General features: G+C 69.4%; 26 protein-coding genes. 9 read left to right on the forward strand and 17 right to left on the reverse strand.

Features of this window, described 5'->3' with window-relative positions; all coding sequences use genetic code 11:
• The first annotated feature begins 68 nt into the window (after positions 1 to 68).
• Complete coding sequence (locus ACFE76_RS09340; protein ID WP_375431471.1) at positions 69 to 929, forward strand: Bax inhibitor-1/YccA family protein; 861 nt, start codon at positions 69 to 71, stop codon at positions 927 to 929.
• Positions 930 to 1,008: 79 nt separating this feature from the next.
• On the forward strand, positions 1,009 to 2,379 hold the full coding sequence (locus tag ACFE76_RS09345; protein ID WP_375431472.1) for a cystathionine beta-synthase: 1,371 nt from the start codon (positions 1,009 to 1,011) through the stop codon (positions 2,377 to 2,379).
• Here ACFE76_RS09345 and ACFE76_RS09350 read toward each other — a convergent pair.
• The gene (locus tag ACFE76_RS09350) at positions 2,372 to 3,040 is read right to left on the reverse strand and encodes an NUDIX hydrolase (protein ID WP_375431473.1); all 669 of its coding nucleotides are present in this window, start codon (positions 3,038 to 3,040) and stop codon (positions 2,372 to 2,374) included. The two genes, ACFE76_RS09345 and ACFE76_RS09350, sit on opposite strands and share 8 nt — an antisense overlap.
• Positions 3,041 to 3,232: 192 nt before the next feature.
• Here ACFE76_RS09350 and ACFE76_RS09355 point away from each other — a divergent pair, with 192 nt between their 5' ends.
• Together ACFE76_RS09355 and ACFE76_RS09360 are read left to right on the forward strand one after the other, a co-directional pair.
• Complete coding sequence (locus ACFE76_RS09355; protein ID WP_375431474.1) at positions 3,233 to 3,592, forward strand: hypothetical protein; 360 nt, start codon at positions 3,233 to 3,235, stop codon at positions 3,590 to 3,592.
• Positions 3,589 to 4,020, forward strand: coding sequence for a hypothetical protein (locus tag ACFE76_RS09360; protein WP_375431475.1), 432 nt, complete (start codon positions 3,589 to 3,591; stop codon positions 4,018 to 4,020). The genes ACFE76_RS09355 and ACFE76_RS09360 overlap by 4 nt, the downstream gene beginning before the upstream one ends.
• Positions 4,021 to 4,035: 15 nt before the next feature.
• Here ACFE76_RS09360 and ACFE76_RS09365 read toward each other — a convergent pair whose 3' ends face one another.
• Genes ACFE76_RS09365 through ACFE76_RS09380 form a run of 4 tightly spaced genes read right to left on the reverse strand, consistent with a single transcriptional unit; the run spans position 4,036 to position 6,504 of the window.
• Entirely contained in the window at positions 4,036 to 4,425 is a 390-nt protein-coding gene (locus ACFE76_RS09365) for a PIN domain nuclease (protein ID WP_375431476.1), read from the reverse strand.
• Positions 4,422 to 4,619 (reverse strand): type II toxin-antitoxin system VapB family antitoxin, encoded by a 198-nt coding sequence (locus tag ACFE76_RS09370; protein WP_375431477.1) that lies wholly within the window; start codon positions 4,617 to 4,619, stop codon positions 4,422 to 4,424. Before ACFE76_RS09370 ends, ACFE76_RS09365 begins: the two co-directional genes overlap by 4 nt.
• A gap of 58 nt (positions 4,620 to 4,677) precedes the next feature.
• On the reverse strand, positions 4,678 to 6,216 hold the full coding sequence (locus ACFE76_RS09375) for an LLM class flavin-dependent oxidoreductase (RefSeq protein WP_375431478.1): 1,539 nt from the start codon (positions 6,214 to 6,216) through the stop codon (positions 4,678 to 4,680).
• Between the two features lie 3 nt (positions 6,217 to 6,219).
• A complete protein-coding gene (locus ACFE76_RS09380) occupies positions 6,220 to 6,504 on the reverse strand; it encodes a GNAT family N-acetyltransferase (protein WP_375431479.1) in 285 nt (94 codons plus the stop codon).
• Between ACFE76_RS09380 and ACFE76_RS09385 the strand changes: the two genes are divergently transcribed.
• A complete protein-coding gene (locus ACFE76_RS09385) occupies positions 6,503 to 6,802 on the forward strand; it encodes a neutral zinc metallopeptidase (RefSeq protein WP_375431480.1) in 300 nt (99 codons plus the stop codon). The two genes, ACFE76_RS09380 and ACFE76_RS09385, sit on opposite strands and share 2 nt — an antisense overlap.
• A gap of 3 nt (positions 6,803 to 6,805) precedes the next feature.
• On the opposite strand, the gene msrA is transcribed toward ACFE76_RS09385, so the two are convergent.
• Positions 6,806 to 7,438 carry a peptide-methionine (S)-S-oxide reductase MsrA gene (msrA, locus tag ACFE76_RS09390; protein WP_375431481.1) on the reverse strand — a complete coding sequence of 211 codons (633 nt, stop codon included), beginning with the start codon at positions 7,436 to 7,438 and terminating at the stop codon, positions 6,806 to 6,808.
• Between the two features lie 99 nt (positions 7,439 to 7,537).
• Between msrA and ACFE76_RS09395 the strand changes: the two genes are divergently transcribed.
• Positions 7,538 to 8,683 carry a cystathionine gamma-synthase gene (locus ACFE76_RS09395; RefSeq protein WP_375431482.1) on the forward strand — a complete coding sequence of 382 codons (1,146 nt, stop codon included), beginning with the start codon at positions 7,538 to 7,540 and terminating at the stop codon, positions 8,681 to 8,683.
• Between the two features lie 16 nt (positions 8,684 to 8,699).
• On the opposite strand, the gene ACFE76_RS09400 is transcribed toward ACFE76_RS09395, so the two are convergent.
• On the reverse strand, positions 8,700 to 9,386 hold the full coding sequence (locus tag ACFE76_RS09400) for a uracil-DNA glycosylase (protein WP_375431483.1): 687 nt from the start codon (positions 9,384 to 9,386) through the stop codon (positions 8,700 to 8,702).
• Positions 9,370 to 10,596: an MFS transporter gene (locus ACFE76_RS09405; protein WP_375431484.1), complete on the reverse strand. Its 1,227-nt coding sequence runs from the start codon at positions 10,594 to 10,596 to the stop codon at positions 9,370 to 9,372. The genes ACFE76_RS09400 and ACFE76_RS09405 overlap by 17 nt, the downstream gene beginning before the upstream one ends.
• Before the next feature lie 67 nt (positions 10,597 to 10,663).
• On the opposite strand from ACFE76_RS09405, the gene ACFE76_RS09410 reads away from it, so the two are divergent.
• On the forward strand, positions 10,664 to 12,010 hold the full coding sequence (locus ACFE76_RS09410; RefSeq protein WP_375431485.1) for an AI-2E family transporter: 1,347 nt from the start codon (positions 10,664 to 10,666) through the stop codon (positions 12,008 to 12,010).
• A gap of 180 nt (positions 12,011 to 12,190) precedes the next feature.
• Here the strand turns inward: ACFE76_RS09410 and ACFE76_RS09415 are convergent, their stop codons facing one another.
• The 3 genes from ACFE76_RS09415 to ACFE76_RS09425 all read right to left on the reverse strand — a co-directional run bounded on the left by ACFE76_RS09415 (position 12,191) and on the right by ACFE76_RS09425 (position 15,833).
• Positions 12,191 to 13,447, reverse strand: a complete 1,257-nt coding sequence (locus tag ACFE76_RS09415; protein WP_375431486.1) for an Ig-like domain-containing protein — start codon at positions 13,445 to 13,447, stop codon at positions 12,191 to 12,193.
• A 140-nt stretch (positions 13,448 to 13,587) separates the two neighbouring features.
• Positions 13,588 to 15,336 carry an MDR family MFS transporter gene (locus ACFE76_RS09420; protein ID WP_375431487.1) on the reverse strand — a complete coding sequence of 583 codons (1,749 nt, stop codon included), beginning with the start codon at positions 15,334 to 15,336 and terminating at the stop codon, positions 13,588 to 13,590.
• Complete coding sequence (locus ACFE76_RS09425; protein WP_375431488.1) at positions 15,333 to 15,833, reverse strand: MarR family winged helix-turn-helix transcriptional regulator; 501 nt, start codon at positions 15,831 to 15,833, stop codon at positions 15,333 to 15,335. Before ACFE76_RS09425 ends, ACFE76_RS09420 begins: the two co-directional genes overlap by 4 nt.
• A 134-nt stretch (positions 15,834 to 15,967) precedes the next feature.
• Here ACFE76_RS09425 and ACFE76_RS09430 point away from each other — a divergent pair, with 134 nt between their 5' ends.
• A complete protein-coding gene (locus tag ACFE76_RS09430; RefSeq protein WP_375431489.1) occupies positions 15,968 to 16,765 on the forward strand; it encodes an HpcH/HpaI aldolase/citrate lyase family protein in 798 nt (265 codons plus the stop codon).
• Positions 16,766 to 16,856: 91 nt separating this feature from the next.
• Positions 16,857 to 18,017, forward strand: coding sequence for an RtcB family protein (locus ACFE76_RS09435; RefSeq protein WP_375431490.1), 1,161 nt, complete (start codon positions 16,857 to 16,859; stop codon positions 18,015 to 18,017).
• A 12-nt stretch (positions 18,018 to 18,029) separates the two neighbouring features.
• Here ACFE76_RS09435 and ACFE76_RS09440 read toward each other — a convergent pair whose 3' ends face one another.
• The 6 genes from ACFE76_RS09440 to ACFE76_RS09465 all read right to left on the reverse strand — a co-directional run bounded on the left by ACFE76_RS09440 (position 18,030) and on the right by ACFE76_RS09465 (position 21,036).
• Entirely contained in the window at positions 18,030 to 18,605 is a 576-nt protein-coding gene (locus tag ACFE76_RS09440) for a hypothetical protein (protein ID WP_375431491.1), read from the reverse strand.
• Positions 18,602 to 18,964, reverse strand: a complete 363-nt coding sequence (locus ACFE76_RS09445) for a hypothetical protein (RefSeq protein ID WP_375431492.1) — start codon at positions 18,962 to 18,964, stop codon at positions 18,602 to 18,604. Before ACFE76_RS09445 ends, ACFE76_RS09440 begins: the two co-directional genes overlap by 4 nt.
• A 524-nt stretch (positions 18,965 to 19,488) precedes the next feature.
• Positions 19,489 to 19,986 carry a hypothetical protein gene (locus ACFE76_RS09450; RefSeq protein ID WP_375431493.1) on the reverse strand — a complete coding sequence of 166 codons (498 nt, stop codon included), beginning with the start codon at positions 19,984 to 19,986 and terminating at the stop codon, positions 19,489 to 19,491.
• A gap of 8 nt (positions 19,987 to 19,994) precedes the next feature.
• On the reverse strand, positions 19,995 to 20,207 hold the full coding sequence (locus tag ACFE76_RS09455) for a hypothetical protein (RefSeq protein WP_375431494.1): 213 nt from the start codon (positions 20,205 to 20,207) through the stop codon (positions 19,995 to 19,997).
• Positions 20,204 to 20,602: a hypothetical protein gene (locus tag ACFE76_RS09460; RefSeq protein WP_375431495.1), complete on the reverse strand. Its 399-nt coding sequence runs from the start codon at positions 20,600 to 20,602 to the stop codon at positions 20,204 to 20,206. The genes ACFE76_RS09455 and ACFE76_RS09460 overlap by 4 nt, the downstream gene beginning before the upstream one ends.
• Positions 20,548 to 21,036 (reverse strand): polymorphic toxin-type HINT domain-containing protein, encoded by a 489-nt coding sequence (locus ACFE76_RS09465; RefSeq protein WP_375431496.1) that lies wholly within the window; start codon positions 21,034 to 21,036, stop codon positions 20,548 to 20,550. The genes ACFE76_RS09460 and ACFE76_RS09465 overlap by 55 nt, the downstream gene beginning before the upstream one ends.
• Positions 21,037 to 22,137: the final 1,101 nt, after the last annotated feature.

Here is a 22,137-nt window from a genome sequence, read left to right on the forward strand (position 1 = left end):
GACCCTTCTTAGCCGATTCATGGCGTCCAGGTCACCGGTGCGTCATGAGCGCTTCGTAAAATGGAGCTATGGCGCCGCCCCTGGCGCCCACTCAGGAGGACATCAGCATGTTGCGCAGCTCGAACCCGATCCTCTCCAAGCAGGACGCGTTCACACCCGCAGCGCCGCAGTACGGCCAGAGCCAGTTCGGCCGTTCCCCGTACCAGCAGTACCCACCGGAGGCCTACGGCCAGGCGCCCGCCCCGCAGGCGCCGCAGGCGCGGATGACCTTCGACGACGTGGTCACCAAGACCGCCGTCACGATGGGCACCCTAGCGATCGCCGCCGGTCTGGCCTGGATGCTGGTGCCGGACACGCTCTACTTCCCGGCCATGGTGCTGTCCGGTCTCGTCGGCTTCGTCGTCGTGATGGTGGTCTCGTTCCGCCGGAACGTCTCCCCGGGCCTCGTGCTGGCCTACTCCGTCATCGAGGGCGTCTTCATCGGGATGATCAGCAAGGTCTTCGAGGCCCAGTTCCCGGGCATCGTCGGTCAGGCGGTGCTGTCGACCTTCATCGCCGCCGGCGTGACGCTCGCGGCGTACAAGTTCTTCAACATCCGGGTGACGGCCAAGTTCCAGAAGGTCGTCGTCATCTCCACCATGGCGTTCGCCGCGATGATGCTGGTCAACTTCGTCTTCAGCCTCGTCAGCGGCTCGCCCGGCCTGCGTGGCGGTCTGACCGGTGAGGTCAGCCCCATCGCCTACCTGTTCTCCGCGATCGCCATCGTGCTCGCGGTGCTCAACCTGATCCTCGACTTCGACTACATCGAGAAGGGTGTCCAGATGGGCGCCCCGGCGAGCGAGTCCTGGCGGGGCGCGTTCGGTCTGACCGTCACCATGGTCTGGCTGTACATCGAGATGCTGCGGCTGCTCTCCTACATTCGCCGCTAGCTCTTCAGACCCGACAACGAGAGCCGCACCCCGTTCGGGGTGCGGCTCTCGTGCGTTCCGGCCCACGTACGCTGAGCCGGTGCAGTACGTGAACTCCCTGATCGACCTCGTGGGCAACACCCCGCTGGTCAAGCTGTCCCGGGTGGTCGGGGCGGCCAAGCCGCTGGTGCTGGCCAAGGTCGAGTACCTCAACCCTGGCGGGTCGGTGAAGGACCGGATCGCGGTCCGGATGATCGACGCGGCCGAGGCGGACGGCTCCCTGCGGCCCGGCGGCACCATCGTCGAGCCGACCAGCGGCAACACCGGCGTCGGGTTGGCGATCGTGGCGCAGAGCCGGGGCTACTCCTGCGTGTTCGTCTGCCCCGACAAGGTGAGCGAGGACAAGCGGAACGTGCTCGCCGCGTACGGGGCAAGGGTGGTGGTCTGTCCGACCGCGGTCGACCCCGAGCACCCCGACTCCTACTACTCGGTCTCCGACCGGTTGGTCCGCGAGATCGAGGGCGCCTGGAAGCCCGACCAGTACAGCAACCCCAACAACCCGCTGAGCCACTACGAGACCACGGGACCCGAGATCTGGGCGCAGACCGACGGCCGGATCACCCACTTCATCGCGGGCATGGGGACGGGCGGCACCATCAGCGGCGCCGGCCGCTACCTCAAGGAGGTCTCGGACGGCCGGGTGCAGGTGATCGGCGCCGACCCGAGCGGGTCGGTCTACTCCGGCGGCACCGGACGGCCGTACCTGGTCGAGGGCGTCGGCGAGGACTTCTGGCCGGCCAACTACGACCCCAAGGTCTGTGACCGGGTGATCGAGGTGTCCGACGGCGACTCCTTCGCCATGACCCGGCGGCTGGCACGCGAGGAAGCCCTGCTGGTCGGCGGCTCCTGCGGGATGGCCGCGGCCGCCGCGGTCCGCGTCGCCGCCGAGGTCGACGACCCGGACGCCGTCATCGTCGTGCTGCTGCCCGACTCGGGCCGTGGCTACCTGACCAAGATCTTCAACGACGACTGGCTCGCTCGCTACGGCTTCGCACCGCGGCCGGCGAACGCCGTGCGGGTCGTCGGTGACGTGCTGCGGGAGAAGTCCGGCGAGCTGCCGAGCCTGGTCCACACCCACCCGAACGAGACGATCGCCGAGGCGGTGGCCATCCTGCGCGAGTACGGGGTGTCCCAGATGCCGGTCGTCCGGGCCGAACCGCCCGTGATGGCCGCCGAGGTGGTCGGCTCGGTCAGCGAACGCGGTCTGCTGGGCGCCCTCTTCAGCCACCGCGTCGGGCCCGCCGACGCGGTGGCCTCCGCGATGGAGACCGCGCTGCCCACCCTCGGCTCCACCGAGCTCGTGGCCAGCGCCGTCGACCTGCTCGTGGACGGTGACGCGTTGCTCGTGCTCGAGGACGGTCGGCCTGTCGGCGTCCTCACCCGGCAGGACCTGCTGGCTGACGTCAGCTGAGCAGCTCGCGCAGCAGCGTCGCCCAGTTGTGGGTCCAGGGCAGCGAGGTCCAGGCGTCCAGGCCGATCCACCGGGTCGCCGAGGTGGTGCCACCCAGGTCCAGCACGCGCGGGTCGGTGGGCTCGGGACAGGTGGCCCGGTAGACCAGCCGGACGGCCTGGAAGTCCTCGATCCCGCCGCGCGGACTGCGGCCGACCCAGTGCGAGGTCTGCACGGTGACCAGGTCGCCCAGCAGCACCTGCTGGGCGGTCTCCTCGTGGATCTCGCGCAGTACCGCCTCGACCGGCTGCTCGCCGTCGTCGATGCCGCCGCCCGGCATGCCCCAGCGGCCCTGGACCGCGGTCCGGTCGGAGTACTCGGTGGCCAGCAGCCCGCGGCTGGAGGTGACGACGGCGTACGCGGCGAAGCGCTGCCGCACCTGCGGCTGCACCCCGGGCGACAGGACCAGCCCCGCGTCCTGGCCGCGAGGCCCCAGTCGCGGCCGGCGCTCGCCGTCGAGGACGCGGACCTGGAGCACCAGACGCAGCTCGCCGGCGTCGCTGCGGACGGCCTCCAGCGGCCGGACCACCGCGTAGCCCTCGTCGTGGGCGACCACCGACGGATCGGCGCCGTGGGCGAGCCGGACGTCGAAGAGCGGTGTGTCCGTAGCCGCGTCGGGCATGCCGACCACTCTCATCGCCGTCCCCCTTCCGGGTGCCTTCGGATGGTGACCCCAGTGTGGCAGGCGGGACGGGAGGTGACGCGTTCAGTGCGTCCAGCGGCGGCCCACGAGGGCAGGACTCGCCGTAGCCTGATTTACCCGGTGGGTAATCTGGGGCCTCGTGCCCCGTCGCCGCCACCACCGAGCCGCTCCGTGATCCCCGTCCTGGCCTACGTCGTGGTCGCGCTGGCGGCGGCCGGCGGCATCTGGGGGGTCGCCACCGCGGTGCTCAACAAGGCCCCGGGCAAGGCACAGCTCATCTACGCCGGGGTGGTGGAGCTCCTCACCCTCGTCCAATCCGTGGTCGCGCTCGTCGGTCTGGCCGGCGGCTTCCGGCCGGTCGAGCTGGTGACCACGATCGGCTACCTGATCGGCATCGTCGTGCTGATCCCGCTGGCCTGGTTCTGGGCCAACACCGAACGCACCCGCTGGTCCGGGGTGGTGCTCGCGGTCGCCGCGCTGTCGGTGCTCGCCATGACGTTGCGGCTGCTCTCGCTCTGGACCGAGGCATGAGCACCGCGTCGTCAGAGCCCGGCGCCGCCGGCGGGCCGCGCCGGACGACGTCGGGCCCGGGCCGGGTGCTGGTCGCCGTCTACGGCTTGTTCGCGCTCGCCGCCACCTCGCGGGCCGCGGTGCAGCTGATCACCGACTACGCCGAGGCGCCTCTGGCCTACCTGCTGTCGGCCGTCGCCGGGGTGATCTACGTCGTCGCCACCTTCACCCTGGCCCGCGGCAGCCGGACCTCGCGCCAGGTCGCCTGGGCCGCCATCACCCTCGAGCTGGTCGGGGTGCTGGCGGTGGGCACCGCCAGCGTCGTCGACCCCGCAGCCTTCCCGCGGGCGACGGTCTGGTCCACCTACGGGATCGGCTACGGCTTCGTGCCGCTGGTCCTGCCCGTCCTCGGCCTGCTCTGGCTACGGCGGACCCGCCCCCGGCCGTAGCCGACAGGCTCTCGCTCAGGCGCTCTGCAGGCTCAAGTGGGCGACGAGCGGCTCGAAGTCACGGTCGCTGAACAGCAGCTGGTGATCCTCGTCGATACAGAACGTTCCGATCACGACGTCGATCGTCTTTCGGACGGTCACGCCGCGGGACCGAAGCGTGCGGTAGTTGTCGGCGGCTCGAACCGCGCGTGCGGGTCCGACCATCGACGCCTGCGGGAAAGCGCCCAGGGCCGTCCGGGCCGCGCGATAGTCGGCTTCGTGCCGGAAGCCTTGCAAGACCTCGGTGAGGATCAGGTCGCCCACGAGGACCGGTTGAGAACCGAGCAGCGTGTCGAGGCGGCGCGTCGTCGCGCTGCCGACGCCGTTGAAGTAGTCGATCCACACGCTCGAGTCGACGACGATCACGCGCCGTCTCTTCGCATCGCCTCGAGATCGCCGTCCCAGCTGAGCCGGCCGCGGAGCTGCTTGACCTCTGACTGCCGACCCAAGCTGACCATCAGCTCCAACGCCCGCTCGACCGTCTGCTTCTTGGTGGACGATCCGCTCAACGCCTGGGCTTCCGCGAGGAGCTGGTCGTCGATGTCGATGTTGGTGCGCATGCCGGGGCCTCCAGTGTGTATCGCTCGGCAATTCTATACACACCGTGCTGTCGTCTCCCTAGACCAGGATGCCCAGCCGGGCGAGCGGCTCGACCAGCTCCCGTTCCTCGTAGGACAGGTGTGACAGCAGCGCGTCGGTCAGGGCGTCGACGGCGCGCTGCAGCTGCTCACCGGACGGGTCAGTGTTGACCACGGCCACCAGGCCGCGGTCGACCCGCTCGAGCACCTCGTGGATGATCTCGTGCTCGTAGGCGAGCCGGTCCACCACCGGGGCCAGCTGCGGGTCGGCCGCCCGGAGCCGGGGAAACAGGGCCTGGTCCTCGATGGTGTGGTGGGTGGCGACCAGCCGGCAGTAGGCGGCGCAGTAGGCGCCGAGGGTCCAGGAGTTCTGCCGCACCGTCATCTCGTTGATCGCCCCGCGGGCCGCGGCCGGGTCGATCGACCCGTCGAGCACCTGCGCCACCAGACCGCGGATCTGCTCCAGCTCGGCCCGCAGGTGGTCGTGGACGGCGACCAGCCGCGCGCCGGAGGCAAGGTCGGCGTCGCGGTAGCGGCGGTTCGCGGGTACCGGCGGTCCGGTCGGCCGCTCGTCCTCGTCCCACAGCAGCTCGGTGCTGAGCCGGACGCCGGGGTCAGGGGTGGTGACCAGGTCGAAAGGTCGGCCGCCCGCGTCGGCCGGAGCCTTGGGCGACAGCGGGACCCGGGACGCGAGGCCGCTGCGCTCGGCGGCTACCGCGCTCCGGACGGCCGGCGCCACCTCCTCGGCAAAGACGGTCAGCGAGCGCGGGTCGTCCGAGGCGAGGATGAACGTGCTGACTCCTTCCTCGACGGCGAGCTCGGTCAGCTGCTCGGCCCAGTCGGCGGCCGACCCCTGCAGGAAGCCCGACCCGGCGCCGAAGGTGCCCATCAGGTTGTAGAGCCGGCGAACGGCGCCCGGCTCGCGGCCGGCCTCGACCGCCGCCTGGTCGATCACGGCGTTCGCGGCGGCCAGCTCGGCCGGCGGCAGATAGCTGCTGGACGGCAGCCAGCCGTCCGCGACCCGGCCGGTGAGCCGGAGCATCCGCGGCTTCAGCGCACCCACCCAGAGGCCGATCCGGTGCGCTGGCGCCGGTCCGCGCTTGGCGCCGTCCACGACGTAGTGCCGGCCGCGGACGCGGGCGCCGCCGCGGGTGTCGGTGTCCCAGATCGCCCGGATCACCTGCACCGCCTCGTCGAACGCCTCGACGGCTTCACCGCCGGTCCGGTACGGACCGCCCATCGCCGCGACCGCGTCCGGGAAGCCGCCGGCGCCGAGCCCGAGCTCGACCCGGCCGCCGCTGAGCAGGTCGAGGCTGGCTGCCGCCCGGGCGAGCACGGCGGGCGGGCGTAGGGGCAGGTTCGCCACGTTCGGCGCGATGGTGACCTGTACCGTCGCGGCCGCTACATAGCTCAGCAGTGTCCAGGTGTCGAGGAAGGCGGGCTGGTACGGGTGGTCCTGGAACGTGACCAGGTCCAGTCCACGCTGCTCGCTCAGCTGGGCCAGCGCCACCACCGCCTCGGGATCGCCGCTGGCCGGGGTGAGAAAGCTGCCGAACGCGAGCTCGTGCCGGTAGTCCACCAGTCAGCCGACCGCGACGAGGTCGGCGTAGTCGGGGTGCCGGTCGATCCAGCCCGCGATGAAGGAGCAGCGGGGTACGACGGCCAGGTGGTCGGCGCGGGCTGCGTCCAAGGCCGTCCGGGCCAGGTCGCCGCCGACGCCCTGACCCTCGAACGCCTCCTCGACCACGGTGTGGGTGAAGGTGATCACCCCGTCGGCGCGGGTGTACGCGGCGATGCCCGCGAGCACGCCGTCGACCCGGGCCTCGTAGCGGGACCGCGCTGGCTCGTCGCGCACCTCAGCCGTCATGACACGCACTCTCCCAGACCAGGCAGCCGAGGGCCAGATCGACCCGCTGACCGGCGAGCTCGGGGCCAAGGGCGGGGACGCGGCCGAGGCGTACGTGTTGGCCCACGAGCTCGGCGACCACATCCAGAACCTCAGCGGCACGATGGCCAAGGTGCAGGGCGGCTCGATGCAGGTCCAGGTCTCACCCGAGACCTGGACCCACGGGTCGGCGGCCAACCGGCAGAAGTGGCTGACCACCGGCTTCCGCACCGGCGACCCGAAGGCCTGTGACACCTTCGCCGCCGACGCGGTCAGCTGACCGCTAGTTGCAGGTGACGCCCGTGGCGTGCACGGGGCAGTAGCCGAACGGGTTCTTGTCGAGGTACTGCTGGTGGTAGTCCTCCGCGTAGAAGAACTCCGGCACCGGCTTGATCTCGGTGGTGATCTGGCCGAAGCCCGACCGGGTGAACGCCACCTGGAAGTCGTCCCGGACCCGCTGGGCGATCGCCAGCTGCTCCTCAGAGGTGGTGTAGATCGCCGAGCGGTACTGGGTCCCGACGTCGTTGCCCTGCCGCATGCCCTGGGTCGGGTTGTGGTTCTCGAAGAACACCTTCAGCAGCGCTTCGTAGCTGGTCTTGGCCGGGTCATAGCTGACCTTGACGATCTCGGTGTGGCCGGTACGAGCGCTACACACCTCCTCGTACGTCGGGTTGGGGGTGTAGCCGCCCGCGTAACCCGCCGCGGTGTTCGTCACGCCGGGGGTGTTCCAGTAGAGCTTCTCCGCACCCCAGAAGCAGCCGAGGGCGAGGTAGGCGACCTCGGAGCCAACCGGCACCTGCTGTACCGGGATGCCGAAGACGTCGTGGAAGGTCGGGTTCACCAGGACGGCGCGGTCGCGGCCGCGGAGAGCCTGCGCGGGCTCGATCAACGTGGTCTTCATCTTCGAGAACAACATGAGTTCAGTCTGCCTCTCTGCGCAACCGCTGGATGCGATCTCGCACCTCCACAACAGCCGCGCCACCGATGCTTGTTCCGGGTTCCGTAGGCTCGACCCATGACCGACCCCGGCTTCTCCACCCGCGCCATCCACGCCGGCCAAAAACCCGACCCCGGCAACGGCTCGGTCGCTCCGGCCATCTGGGCCACCTCCACGTACGCCCAGGACGGCGTCGGCGGACTGCGGTCGGGCTATGAGTACTCACGCTCGGCCAATCCCACCCGGACGGCGCTGGAGGAGTGCCTGGCCGCGCTCGAAGGCGGCGCCCACGGCTTCGCCTTCGCTAGCGGCCTCGCGGCCGAGGACACGCTGCTGCGGACGATCGGCGCCCCGGGCGCGCACGTGGTGATCCCCGACGACGCATACGGCGGCACGTACCGGCTGTTCGCGCGGGTGCACGAGCCGTGGGGGCTGCGCTACAGCCCGACCCCGCTGGGTGACCTGGACGCGGTGGCCGCGGCGATCCGGCCCGGTGAGACCACCGCGGTCTGGGTGGAGACGCCGACCAACCCGCTGCTGGGGGTCGCCGACATTGCCGCGGTCGCCGAGCTCGCCCATGCCGCCGGCGCGCTGCTGATCGTCGACAACACGTTCGCCTCGCCCTACCTCCAGCAGCCGCTCGTCCTGGGCGCCGACGTGGTCGTGCACTCGACCACCAAGTACTGCGGCGGCCACTCCGACGTGGTCGGCGGCGCTCTGGTGACCGACGACGACGCCCTGGCCGAGCGGCTGCGCTATTTCCAGAACGCCATCGGGGGCGTGGCCGGACCGTTCGACGCGTGGTTGGTGCTGCGGGGACTGAGGACGCTCGCGGTCCGGATGGAGCGGCACTGCGACAACGCCGAACGGGTGGCCGCCTACCTGGTGGACCACCCGAAGGTCGCTCAGGTCTACTACCCCGGCCTGGACGACCACCCCGGCCACACGGTGGCCAAGGCGCAGATGCGCCGCTTTGGCGGCATGGTCAGCTTCCGGGTCGCAGCCGGTGAGCAGGCGGCCGTCGACCTGTGCGGCCGGACGGAGGTCTTCACCCTCGGTGAGTCCCTCGGCGGCGTGGAGTCCCTGATCGAGCACCCCGGCCGGATGACCCACGCCTCGGTCGCCGGCACCGCCCTCGAGGTCCCCGCCGACCTGATCCGGCTCAGCGTGGGCATCGAGGACGTCGACGACCTGATCGCCGACCTCGACCGCGCCCTCTCGTGAACGTCGGGGAGTGGGCTCAGGGCAGCCGCCAGTCGATCGGTGGCGCACCCTGGTCGGCGAGCAGGGCGTTGACCCGGCTGAAGGGGCGGGAGCCGAAAAAGCCGTAGCGGGCCGACAGCGGTGAAGGGTGCGCGCTCTCGACGGACGGCACCGTGCCGAGCCGCGGAGCCAGAGTCTGGGCGTCGCGCCCCCACAAGACCGCCACCAACGGGCCACCGCGCTGCACCAGCGCCTCGATCGCCCGGTCGGTCACCCGTTCCCAGCCGCGGCGGCGGTGCGACGCCGAGCGTCCAGGCTCCACGGTCAGCACCCGGTTGAGCAGCAGCACACCCTGGTCGAACCAGGGTGTGAGGTCGCCGTGCGCCGCCGGGGCGATCCCGAGGTCGTCTTGCAGCTCGGCGTAGATGTTGACCAGCGAACGAGGGACCGGTCGGACGTCGCGGGCGACCGCGAACGAGAGCCCGACGGGGTGGCCCGGGGTGGGGTAGGGGTCCTGGCCGACGATCAGCACCCGGACCTCAGCCAGCGGCCGGCTGAAGGCCCGCAGCACGCGCGTACCCTCAGGCAGGAAGCCCCGGCCCGCCGCCGTCTCGGCGTCCAGGAACGCCTCCATCCGCGCCAGGTCCGGCGCCACGGGGGCCAGCGCCTGGGCCCAGTCGGGCGCCAGTCCGGCGGTCAGCGGCTGGTCAGCGGAGGTCGGCACTGGCCACCTCCGCGGTGCCGGCCACCGTAGGGGGCATCCGCGCCGACGTGGCGGCGGCGCCCAGCAGCAGGACGGCGCCGACCGCGAACGCGGCCGGGTAGGAGAAGGTGTCCGCGAGCCAGCCGGCGACCAGGGGGCCCACGATCGCGCCGACGTCGGAGCACATCGAGAACACGGCCACCGCGGTGCCGCCGCGTCCGCCCGCCGCGTCACCGACCGAGGCGGCCGGCGCCGTACCGAGGAAGGCGGCGGCGACGCCGTACAGGCAGAGGGCCGCGATCAGCAGCCAGATCGTCGGCGCGAACGGTACGGCCAGGATCGCCAGCCCCGCGATCGTGCCGCCGGCGATCATCGCGGGCCGTCGTCCGACCGTGTCGACGAAGCGTCCCACCGGCCCGACGGCCAGGGTCTGGGCAACGGCGGCGCAGGCGAACGCGATCCCGGTCCAGGACGGGGGTCGGTCGAGCACCTCGACCACGAGCACCGGGATCAGGGTGCTTCGGACGCCGAACGACGTCCAGCCCTGGGCGAGGTTGGTCACGCACGCCGCCTGGTAGCGCTTGTCGCCTAGCACCTGCCGGAACGGCACCACGGGGACGGCGGTGGTGTCGAGCCGTTCGCTCCGCGTCCGCAGCAGGACCAGGCCGACGGCCCCGGCGACGGCGAGGGTGCCGGCGTAGAAGAAGAACGGGGCCGTGAGCGAGATCGCGGCGAGCAGGCCGCCGATGGCTGGGCCGGCCATGCCGCCGAGCAGGAAGCCGGCCTGGGAGAAGCCGGCGGCCCGGCCGCGAAGCCCGGTCTCGACCGACGTGAGCAACAAGGTGGTGGCCGAGACGGTGAACATCGCCGAGCCGACGCCGCCGACGCCGCGGAGGACGAGCAGCTGCCCGTAGCTCTGCGAGACGCCGGCGACGCCGCTGGACAGGGCCACCACGAAGATGCCGGTCGCCATCACGGTCCGCTCGCCGAAGGTGTCGATCAGCCGGCCGCAGAACGGGCTGGTCAGCAGTCGCATCGCGGCGAACGCCGACACCACTGCCCCGACGGCGAAGTTGTCGACCCCGAACGCCCGGGCAAAGACCGGCAGCACGGGCACCAGGACCCCGAATCCGACCGCGACGCAGAAGGCGATCAGGCCGAGCACGTAGACCTCGCGTGGCAGCCCGGACGAGCCGAGGAGTCGTTCCCGGACCGACCACCGCCCACGCACCGGCCAAGTGTGCCAGTCCAGTCGGTTAGCGTTGACACGTTCGGAACCATGAGCGAGGAGGCAGGGCGTGGGACTTCCCAGCAAGGTCTGGACCAGCGTGAGCGGCGCCCGCGAAGCGTTGAACCGACGGGCCGAGCTGGTGGCGGCTGGGACCAACGGGACCGAACCGCCGCCCCCCGCGCCAGCGATCACCACCACCGAGGACATCGACCAGTCCGTACCTTCTGGCCTGCGGCTGGCGGCTTCCTGGTCGTGGCGGCTCATCCTGGTGGCGGTGCTGGTCTACGGGCTGGCCCGGGTGGCCGGCTACCTGTCGGAGGTGATGATTCCGGTCGCCATCGCGATCCTGCTGGCCGCCATGCTGTCGCCGGTGGCGAACAAGCTGCGTGCCTGGGGTCTGCACCGGGGCGCGGCGACGGCGGTCACCCTGCTCGGCGGGATCGTGCTGATCGCTGGCGCGCTGACCCTCATCACCACCCAGATCGTCTCCCAGGCCGCCGAGCTCTCCACCAACGTCACGGCCGGCTTCAACAACCTGGTCACCACGCTGCAGAACAGCCGGCTGCCGATCAGCGCGTCCTACTTCGACCCCGAAGCGTGGGGCAAGCGGATCCAGACCTTCCTCACCGAGAGCCGCAGCACGATCGCCACCTACGCGGCCGAGGTGGGCGCTCAGCTGGGGCACTTCGTGGCCGGCCTAGCCATCGCGATCTTCTCGCTGTTCTACTTCCTCTACGACGGCCGCGGCATCTTCACCGCCGTCCTCCGGTTCTTTCCACCCGAATCACGGGCCCGGGTCGACCACGCCGCCAGCAACGGCTGGCGGGCGCTCTCGGGCTACGTCCGAGCCACCATCTTGGTGGCGCTCTCGGACGCGGTCGGCGTGCTGATCGGCGCGCTCATCATCGGGGTGCCGGTCGCCCCCGCCCTGGCGGCGCTGGTCTTCATCGGCGCCTTCGTTCCCCTGGTCGGCGCGTTCGTGTCCGGCTTCGTAGCCGTGCTCGTCGCCTTGGTCGCGCTCGGCTGGTTCCAGGCGCTGTTGATGCTCGGGGTGATCATCCTCGTCATGCAGGTCGAGGGCCACCTGCTGCAGCCGTTCCTGCTGGGCCGCGCCGTCAAGCTGCACCCGCTCGCGGTCCTGCTCGCCATCGCCTCGGGCATCGTGATCGCGGGGATCATCGGCGCGCTGCTGGCGGTGCCGCTGCTCGCCTTCACCAAGTCGTTCGTGGAGTACCTGCGCGGCCACAAGATCCCGCGCAACGACGCCACCCGGCAACCGATCACGGCCGACCCGTCGTCCGGCGCCCTGGTCCCGGACCGGGAGCCGGCGGAAGCGACGCCGATGGGCAACCTCGACGAGACCCCCGAGGCGCTTGACGCGGTCGCGCCGCAGGAGTCGACCCGCGGCCAGTAGTCCGTCGCCCCTCATTCTTGGGCGTGGCGGCGCCCAGGCACGCACCTCGCGGCGTTCTCCTCGTCGTGCTACGACCCGGTAGCCCTTGCTCGTCGGCCTTGCGATGCACGCACCTGGAGGCCGCCAAACCACAAGGCTTAGGGGCGACACCACGCTCCTAGCCGCAGCGGGTCGGGCCGGTCAGAGCGCGGAGCCCTTCTTGTACTGGGAGTAGGAGATGTTCCAGTCGGCGTAGCCGTTGCCCTGCTCGAGACCCTTGCTCGTCCCCGTGGTGACGACGGGGTCGCCGATCAGGGAGTTCTCGTACAGCCAGCCCGCATTGTCCACGCTCATCCCGACGCAGCCGTGGCTGGCGTTGCGGACGCCGAGGTTGGCCAGGCTCCACGGCGCGGCGTGCAGGAACTCACCAGAGTTGGTGACCCGCAGGGCGTACTTCGCGGTGAGCGAGTACTTCTCCTTCGCACCGATCATCTCGTTGGTCATGACCTTGTTGTACTCCTTGGCCATGATCAGCTTGGTGCCGCTGCGCGTGGCCCAGCCTGGCTTGCCGCCGGTCACGGCGATCGTCCGGACGAGCTTGTCGTCGCGGTAGACCTTGGCGTAGTCGGTGTTCAGGTTGACCCGGGTGATCATCTCCCGGCCGACGGTGAACGAGGTGGCGGCCGAGTCCTGGCCGTAGATGCCGTTACCGGCGTTCACCCCGTTCAGGTCGGCGTCCAGGGTCACCTTGGTGCCGGGCTTCCAGTAGGTCTTGGGCCGGAAGTGCACCTCGCGGTCCGAGAGCCAGTTCCAGCTGCCCTTCTGGGCGGGGCTGGAGGTGACGTGCAGGTTCTTCTCGAACGCGGCCCGGTCGCTCACCGGCACGTCGAAGTTCACGATCAGCGGCATCCCGACGCCGACCTTGCTATCGGGCAGTGGGTAGACGCTGGCGAAGGTCTGCTGCGCCAAACTCAGCTTGGCGGTCTTGAAGGTCGCAGTCGTCGTCTGCTTCTGCTTGGTCTTGTTCACCCCGGTCATCGCGAGGGTGTAGGTCGCCGAGGGCTCGAGCCGGTCGTCCGCGGTCCAGGTGAGGCGGTCCTTGCTCAGCGAACCCTTGACGGAGCCGTCGACCTTGGCACCCTTGCCGTCCACGCCCTTGTACGTCAGCTTGACCTTGGTCACCGTGCCGGCGCTGGCCTTGACCGCGACCCGGGTGTCGACCTTCACTTTGGTGGCGTCGTCGTCGACGTTCGCCTTCAGCACCACGGGGTCGGGGGTGGGCGGGGTCGACGGGGACGGGGACTGGCTCGAGGTGCTCGTCGTCGGTGCACCACTCGAGTCGGGCGTCGTCTCGCTGCCGGGCTGGCTGCCGAGCGCGCTGCAGCTGCTCAGCACGGTGGCCAGCACGACGCTGCCGGCGATGCCGGACAGCGAGGCCAGTCGGTGGCTGCGGGTCATGGGGGTCCTCCGAGGTCGATCTACGGTGCCACCAGGGTGCCATCCCCTGCTGACAAATCTGGAATCTACGGCGCGGCGGATGCCACTCGGCCCGTCCCGCAGCTGCGGGACGGGCCGAGACGGTGTTGGTCTGACCGGGCTCAGTGGCCGACGGCGACCAGCTGGTTGTCCTCGACCGAGTCGTCGGCGGTCTCACCCGTCGCGGCGGCCGGAGCAGCCTGCCGACCGGCGAGCGGCTTCTCCCGCATGGTCAGTGCGATGACGAACGCCACCGCCATGAAGGGCACCGCGATCAGGAACACGTCGTCCATCGACTGGGTGAAGGCGGTCAGCACCCAGGTCTTGACGGGCTCGGGCAGACCGCGGATGGCAGTCACGTCGTTGATGGAGGCCGACGCGGAGCCGAGCTGCGCCTGGGCCGAGGCCGGTACGACCTCGGCAAGGTGGTGCGGCAGCCTGGTGTTGAGGATGGCGCCGAAGAGCGCGACGCCGATGGCGCCACCCATCGAGCGGAAGAAGGTCACTGAGGCGGTGGCCGTCCCCATGTGCTTGCGGTCGACGCTGTTCTGCACCGCGGTCACCACGACCTGCATGGTGAGGCCGAGGCCTGCGCCGAAGAGGAACATCAGGCCGGCGATCACCCAGTAGGAGGTGTCGACCTGCAGCCGGGAGAGGCCGAAGAGGGCGAGCCCTACGAGGATGGAGCCGCTGATCGGCATCCACTTGTAGCGACCGGTGCGCGACATGATCTGACCGCCGCTGATGGAGGTCGAGAAGATGCCGACGACGAGCGGCAGCATCGCGAGGCCGGAGCCGGTCGCGGTGTAGCCCTTGACCGCCTGCAGGTAGATCGGCAGGTAGATGAGGCCGCCGAACATGCCGATGCCCATGATCATCGCGAACACGATGTTGCTGGTGAAGGTCCAGTGGGTGAAGAGGCCGAGCGGGATGATCGGCTCGCTGGCCTTGCTCTCCACCAGGATGAAGAGGGCGACGAGGACCGCGACGGCGACGAGCAGCCCGAGGCCGGTGGTCGAGCCCCAGCCGAGGTCGGCGCTGGTGGAGGGGCCTGCCCAGCTGAGGTAGAGGATCAGGCTGGTGACCGCGCCGACGATCGTGGCCGCACCGAGATAGTCGACCGACGCCTCACGCTTGACGTGCGGCAGCTTCAGGTAGATCGAGGTGACGAACAGCGCGCCGAGGCCGATGGGCAGGTTGATGAAGAAGATCCACTCCCAGCCCAGGTGGTCGGTGAACAAGCCACCGAGCAGCGGACCCGCGACCGACGAGACACCGAAGACGGCGCCGAACAGGCCCTGGTACTTGCCGCGCTCGCGCGGCGGGACGACGTCACCGATGACGGCGAGGGCCAGCGACATCAGGCCACCACCACCGAGACCCTGGACCGCCCGACCGGCGATCATCACGTCGATACCGGAGAGGTTCAGCCAGTCGGCGATCGGGGAAGCAAACCCACAGATGACCGAACCGGCGAGGAAGACCACGATCGCGGCCTGGAAGATCGGCCGACGGCCGACCAGGTCGGAGATCTTGCCCCAGAGCGGGGTGGCGGCCGTCGAGGTGAGCAGGTAGGCCGTGACGACCCAGGACAGCTTGTCCAGACCGCCCAGCTCGGAGGTGATCTTCGGTAGGGCCACACCGACGATGCTCTGGTCGAGGGCGGCGAGGAACATGCCGGCCATCAGCCCGACCATGACGCCGAGGATCTGGCGATGGCTGAGGTAGCCACCGGTGGACGCCGTGTGGGCGACCGGGGAGTCGGAAGCGCTGGCGGCCGGTGCGGCGGCGGTCACCGCGTCCCGGGTGGCGTGACGAGGAACGACGGTGTCGTCCTCGATCAGCGCACGACGGGGTACGTGCTTGGTCATGCTTGCTCCAGATCTGAGTTGAGGTTCTCGACGTCGTTCACGAAACGGCCGAGGAGGTGGTCGAGCTGAGCGACGTCAGCGGTGTCCCAGGTGCCGATCCCGCGGCTGAGCAGGGTACGGCGGCGGTGGAAAGCGTCCTGCAGGGTCTGCCGCCCCGCGGGGGTGAGGCCGATCCGGTGGGCTCGGCCGTCGCCGGGGTCGGGGGTGCGTTCGACGAGGCCGGCCCGGTCCAGCTGGGTGACGTGGCGGGAGACCGTCGAGGTGTCGAGGTTGCTGCATCCCGCGAGCTCGGTCACCCGCATGGGACCGTCGGCGGCCAACGACTTGAGCAGCCAGAAGGTTCCCGGTTCGAGCTGGTCGCCCTCGACCCGCTGACGCATCAACCGGCCCACGGCCATCAGGGCCAGCAGCACCGAGTCCACGACCGCCGGCGCCTCGGCGGAGTGGTCGGGGGTGGGCTGCTCGGCAGGCTGCCGGTCCGAGAGCGTTGTTTGCATGCCGCAAGCATATGATTGGTTGTATGGCGCACGCAACATGATCGGCGAGACCTCCGTCACAGCAGCGGACCTGGCGGTGCGAGGCTGACCCAGAGCCCGAACGGTGTTCGGGCGCGAGGGCCGAGGAGGTCGACATGGGTGCAGCAGCGGACTTCGCCGCGCGGGTGCGCAACCGGGAGCAGGTGCTCGGATACTGGGTGGTACTAAACGCCCCGCCCGCCACCGAGCGGATCGCCGGCGCGGGTTATGACTATGTGGTGCTCGACGCACAGCACGGCCTGCTCGGCTACACCGGGCTGCTGCACGGCCTGCTCGCCGTCGACGCCGCCGCCGCGACAGCCACCGCGCCGCACCGGCCGGTCGGCATCGTCCGGGTCGAGTCGGGGGAGCCCGCCACGATCGGCCACGCCCTGGACGCCGGTGCGGGCGGGGTCATCGTCCCGCTGGTGAGCTCCCCGGCCGAGGCCGCCGCGGTGGTGGCTGCGACCCGCTACCCGCCGGCCGGCGTGCGCTCGTTCGGGCCGATGCGCTCGGGGCTGCGGATCGGACCCGAGCCGGCGACCAGCAACGACTCGGTCGTCGTGCTGGCCATGATCGAGACCGCGGCCGGACTGGCCGAGGTCGACGCCATCGCGGCGACGCCGGGGCTCGACGGCCTCTACATCGGACCCAACGACCTGCGCCTGGCCCTGGGCGCACCCACCCCGGACGACCCGGCGTACGACGACGCCCTCGCCGAGGCGCTGGCGGCCGTGCGCGGCGCATGTGACGCCGCCGGGATCGCCGCCGGAATCTTCACCCCCTCCGGCGAGGTCGCCGCCCAGCGTCTCCGGGAGGGGTTCACCTTCGTCACCGTGGCCCTGGACCTGGTGCACCTGGAGCAGACGGTCCGGGCTCACCTCGACGTCGCCCGCGGAGCCCTCGGGCCGTAAACCTGGGTGCGGTGAAGCTGATCGTGGTGCACGCTGGTCGGCGGCCCTCGTCCGAGCGGCCGTAGAACCGTGTGAGGCAAGAGGTATCACCGTGGAGAAGATCAACTCGCGTCTGCTCAGCTGGGCATCGATCCTGGACGACAAGACCCGGTCCCAGGCCGAGCTGGCCTCCACCATGCCCTTCGTCTTCCCGCACCTCGCGCTGATGCCGGACGCCCACCTGGGCCTTGGTGCGACCGTCGGGTCCGTCATCCCGACCCTGCGGGCGTTGATGCCCGCCGCGGTCGGCGTCGACATCGGCTGCGGCATGATCGCGGTGCGGAGCCAGTTCGTGGCCTCCGACCTCGGGGAGCGGCCGCTGGCGGAGCTGCGGCACTCGATCGAGCGGTCGGTCCCGCTGTCGGCCGGACAGCAGAACCGCAGCCTGACCGAGACCGCTGCCGTCCGGGTGGCGGAGCTGGAAGCCGTGCCGGACGTCGACCCCGACGCCCGGATGGGTCGCTGGCGCGAGCAGCTGGGCACCCTCGGGTCGGGCAACCACTTCATCGAGGTGAGCCTGGACGAGCAGGACCGGGTCTGGCTGTTCCTGCACTCGGGATCGCGGGGCGTCGGCAACAAGATGGCCCAGCACCACATCAAGGTCGCGACCAGGCTGATGGAGCGGTACTGGATCGACCTGCCCGACTCCGACCTGGCCTATCTGGTGGAGGGGACCGAGGAGTTCACCGCCTACCTGCACGACCTGCGGTGGGCTCAGCGCTACGCCCTGCTCAACCGGGAGGAGATGATGGACCGCGTCGTCGACTGCCTCGGCCACTTCGTCGGGACGCCGGTGCAGGAGGCGGAGCGGATCAACTGCCACCACAACTTCACCGTCCCCGAGCGGCACTTCGGCCGGACGGTGTGGGTGTCGCGGAAGGGTGCCATCGAGGCGCGGGAGGGCCAGCCGGGCCTCATCCCGGGCTCGATGGGGACGGCCTCGTACGTGGTGGAGGGCCGCGGCAACCCGGTCGCCCTCAACTCGGCTCCGCACGGGGCGGGGCGGATGTTCTCGAGGTCGAAGGCCCGCCAGACCTTCACGCAGGAGCAGCTGCGGACGGCGATGGTGGGAATCGAGTACCGCGACTCGGCGGCATTCCTGGACGAGATCCCGGCCGCGTACAAGGACATCGACCAGGTGATGCTCGACGCCGCCGACCTGGTCACGGTCCGGCACACGCTGCGGCAGATCGTGAACGTCAAGGGCGACTGAAGTGGGCGAGCGTCAGGCGGCAGGTTCGCCTGGCGCTCGCTGCTCGAGGAGAACGACTACGGCTTTTCGTGACGCTCCCGGTTGTCTGGCGCCTACACGAGGCTCAGGCGAAGTCTTCGCCGACCTCGGCGATGTCGGGGTCGGCTGAGAGGGAAGCCGCGCGAACCAGATCGGCGAGGGGTTCGGAAGCCCGGCTGTGCGAAGCAGCTCGGCAGCTCGACGATAGGCCTCGTCGTCGCTGCTGACGTCACCCACCACGGTGGCGCTCAGTCGCTCCAGGAACTCCGAGCGTTCGGCCGGTGGTAGCCGGAGGATCAACCGCCGGCACTCCTCGAGCAGGGAGTGCGACACCAGGAGCAACGGCTGCAGCGCGAGGAGCACCGCTGAGGTCAGCTGCGGGTGAGCGCTGGTCAGAACGCTCAGCGCCGCGCGCCGCGACGAGAAGTCCGCCAGCGCCCAGCTGAGGGTGGCTGGCAGTTCGTCCTGGGGGAGAGCCATGACGGCCTCGGTGAGGCGACGCTCGGCCGCGACGACGGCCAGCCAGCCCTCTGACGGCTGCGCTGCAGAAGCCATGTGATCGCTGGTCAAAGCTGGTCGTCGAACTCGATCAAGTCGTCCACGGCCGATCGGAACCATCCGTAGAAGGTGAGGTAGACCTCTCCCTGCTCGTAGCCGAGCACCTCGAAGTCATCGACGACCGACACTTGAGCCAGCCCCAGGTCCAAGTCCCAGCAGGCGATGTCGTCCCGGTCGGTCCGATGGGCGAAAGGCACCAGTCTCCGGGTGGGATACCTCGCCTGGAGGCCGCGATGCCGGTCGAGCAGGCTCTCTCCCTGCAGAATCAGCCACGGTTCCAGGTCGACCAGGTTCAGCTGCACGACCCGGAGGAACTCCGCCGGGTAGACGAAGTCGTCCGGCAATTCGCTTGCCGACAGCAGCTCTGACATGTCTCATCCTCGTCTTTCATGCGTCCGACGTCGATGGGTTGCGAAGATATGCTCGGACTGGGCGTGAAGCGCTGCTCGGAATTGCTCTTCCACCTAGCCTATACCGTGCATCTTCGGGATCGCGTCTGACGGTAGAAGCGGGATCAGGAAAAGCCGTCGGAAAAAGCTTGGTGACGGAACCTACATCCGTTGGGCACGCAGCATCCCGCCACGGCGCGTCGGCATCAAGCCATGCCGCGCGAAAGCGCTGCACACTTTGTAGGAGGGCCGTCTTGATAGCCCCACTCCACACCGCAGCGTGGACAATGTTCAAAAAGTGGCGTCAGGCCGTCTAGACCCCATGGCGGATCGCCGGCTTCGAAACCGCACACTCGGCAGGACAGGTCAACGGTGCTGGGCATGAAATCATTCATAATCGTTGGATTACCGTTATCCCTGCCAGTCGGTCGACCATTCCGTAACCTCTCCACTCTCCCCTCCCACCGCGGCACGTCGACGGAGCTGATGGGGGTGTGGAGGGTTGCTCAGCGGAAAGAGGCACCGACAACGTCAATCTCACTCGTCCAGCTCGCGAGCCCTCTCCGGATCTCCGCCGGCGTCGAGCTGGTGAAGTCGGGCGGAGGTTTATCGCCGCCTAGGATGTTACCGACGTAAAACTCGCCAGCAAGCCCGACGATCTGTAGATCTGCGTCCGGTGTGAGGCCTGCGGTGATCGCCAGTCCCGCGGGATGAGGACTCGGAATCCAGCTCATCACGGCGTGCCAGGTGCTTCCTCGTCTCGGCGATGCGTGCCACCGGAACTCCGACACGTTCTTCACGACCACCACAGCAGTGTTCCCGTTCCGGAGCTGGAGCGCTCCGCGACAGTCGAACAGAAGCCGTGCGTCACCGGTTGTGGGGTCGAGGCTCGCCGAGAGCAGCGCAGCCTCGAGCAACGTGCCGGTCTCCGTCAGCGCGTCCATCTCCACCGGCAGTGCGCAGTCGAACCTCGATGGCTCGATGAGCAGATCGAAGATGCTCATGGGTTCCCTTAGGAAAACCCGTCGGGAAGGAGGGACAGAGGGATCCTCAGGGTGTCGACCTCGAAGTTGGGCGAGCCCTTGAAGAGCAGGGAGAACACCACCTCGGCGCCCTCGACGCTGTACGCGTGGGTGAAGACGCTGATGTGGTCGCCGTCACGCAGCGGTATCTCCCAGTGCTCGGCGGGCATGGCGAGCTCCGAAGCCTCTTCGACGTGGTTCACGACACTCCTAAGTAGGTCTTACCCTTGGCGATCGCGCGCTGCGCGTGCGGATCTCGCAGTACCTCCCTCTGCAGCGACTCGGGCATCTCCCTGAACGCCTCGGTATCGAAGTCGTAGAGAAATTTCTCGGCGTCTCGCTGGTAGTGCAGCTGACCCGGCCGAACACCTGGTGCCGGGTTCTCGACGTCGATCCGGTATCCGAGACCTGGCTTCGTCAAGGTTTTGCTCATGACTTGCGTTCCTTTGGCGCCCAGCATATCGGGATCCACATTGCACATGTTGTGGACGAGCACCCAGTGGTCGCCGGTTTGCACGTGGTAGCTGTGCAGGTCGGCGACGTTCAGGTTGTGGACGGTGGCGGTCTGGCCGGTCGCGGTGACCGCGACGAGCTCCACGCGGGCCCGTGGTTGTCCACGAGCTTGTCGCCGGGCTGCAGGTCGCGGACGGGGGTCCAGCCGCGGCCGTCGACCCAGAACGGGTGCTCGGCGGTGGAGGTGACGGTGCCGGTCGAGGTCTGCACCTCGTAGGTGTCGACGTCGGCGTGGACGTAGGTGTCCACCACCCGCTTGGCGACGGTCTCGCCGGTGTCGGGGTCGGCGGCGAGGACCTCGTCGCCGACGGTGATGTCCTCGATCGGCTTCGACGTGCCGTCAGCCAGCAGCACCTGAGTGCCGGCGACGAAGCAGGCCGACCCGGACACCTTGGTCAGCACGCCACCAGTCGCACCTCCGGTCGCGCCGCCCATCGCCGCGCCCCCCAGCGTCGCCTTGGCGAACCCGCCCGCGGTCAGCGGCTGTCCGGACGTGGCGTAGCCGAGTCCACCCGACACCCCGCCGCCCGCGTGGCTCAGGACGCTGATCTGGTTCCCGTCACGCAGCTGTATCCGCCACTGTTCGGCCGGCAGGGCGAGCTCCGAAGCTTCCTCGAGTGATTCACGGTTGGCCTTTTACCCGAGCGGGTCGGACTATCCCTCGCAAACCTCCCCCGAGACCAAGACCGTTCCATTGGGGATGCACCATCCCGCCATGGAGCGCCAGCGTCGGGCCATGCCGCTCGAAGTGCTACACACTGACAGGCGTGGCGTCTTGGTAACCCCACTCCCACCCAGCGGGGACAATGCTCGAAGAGTGGCGTCAGGCCGTCCTGACCCCAGGGCGGATTGCCGGCTTGAAAACCGCACACACGGCAGAACAGGTCAACGGTTCTGGGCATGAAAGTCATTCATGTTCTTTGGATTGGCAAGGTATCTGACCAGCCGGTCGACCTACCGTGACCTCTCGTCCGCAGCGGAGCTCAGTCGTCGATGGTGGCGAGCTCACTCGCAAACCGACGAAGATCTGCCATTACCTCGTCGGAAGCGGATGCCCATGGTCGGTCCGGATCTAGGGGGCATCCGAACCATCCGGGCTCGGTCAACCAGGCGAGAACTCCTCCCGACATGCATCCTGGATCCAAGAGCGCAGGGGGATCGCAGAAGGGAACGCCCTCCGCGCCAACCCAGGCAACGCAGGCGCCGCTCCGTATGAGAGACGCGAGCGTGGAGCGCACAGCTTCCCGGAAGGCGCCGCTTGCCGGCCACGCCAATATCGGGAGGTCCCACCCTCTTACCTGCCAGCCGTTTCCATACAACCGTAACGGTCGAGCAGTCAGAGCGTGGGGCCAAGAGTCGCTCGGAAAAACGAGGGCGTCAGTACTTTCGAGTGGTGACAGTCCGTAAAACGTCAGTCCGGGTAGATCTCCGCCGCCTGGCACAAAGACGGTCAACTGCTCCCGCGCCGGAATTGCATCCACTATAACCCCCACTTGGTCAACTGATTCAGAGTTGGCTTGAAGGCTGTGGCGAGCTCTCCTTGGTTTGGACCGTCCTTGTAAACGGGCTCTTGGTAGTTGAGCGTGGTGAGTCGGTGATGCAAGGGCTCGTGGCCCTGCG

The organism is uncultured Friedmanniella sp. (genome assembly GCF_964244005.1).
In the GTDB taxonomy this organism is placed as follows: Bacteria; Actinomycetota; Actinomycetes; order Propionibacteriales; family Propionibacteriaceae; genus Microlunatus.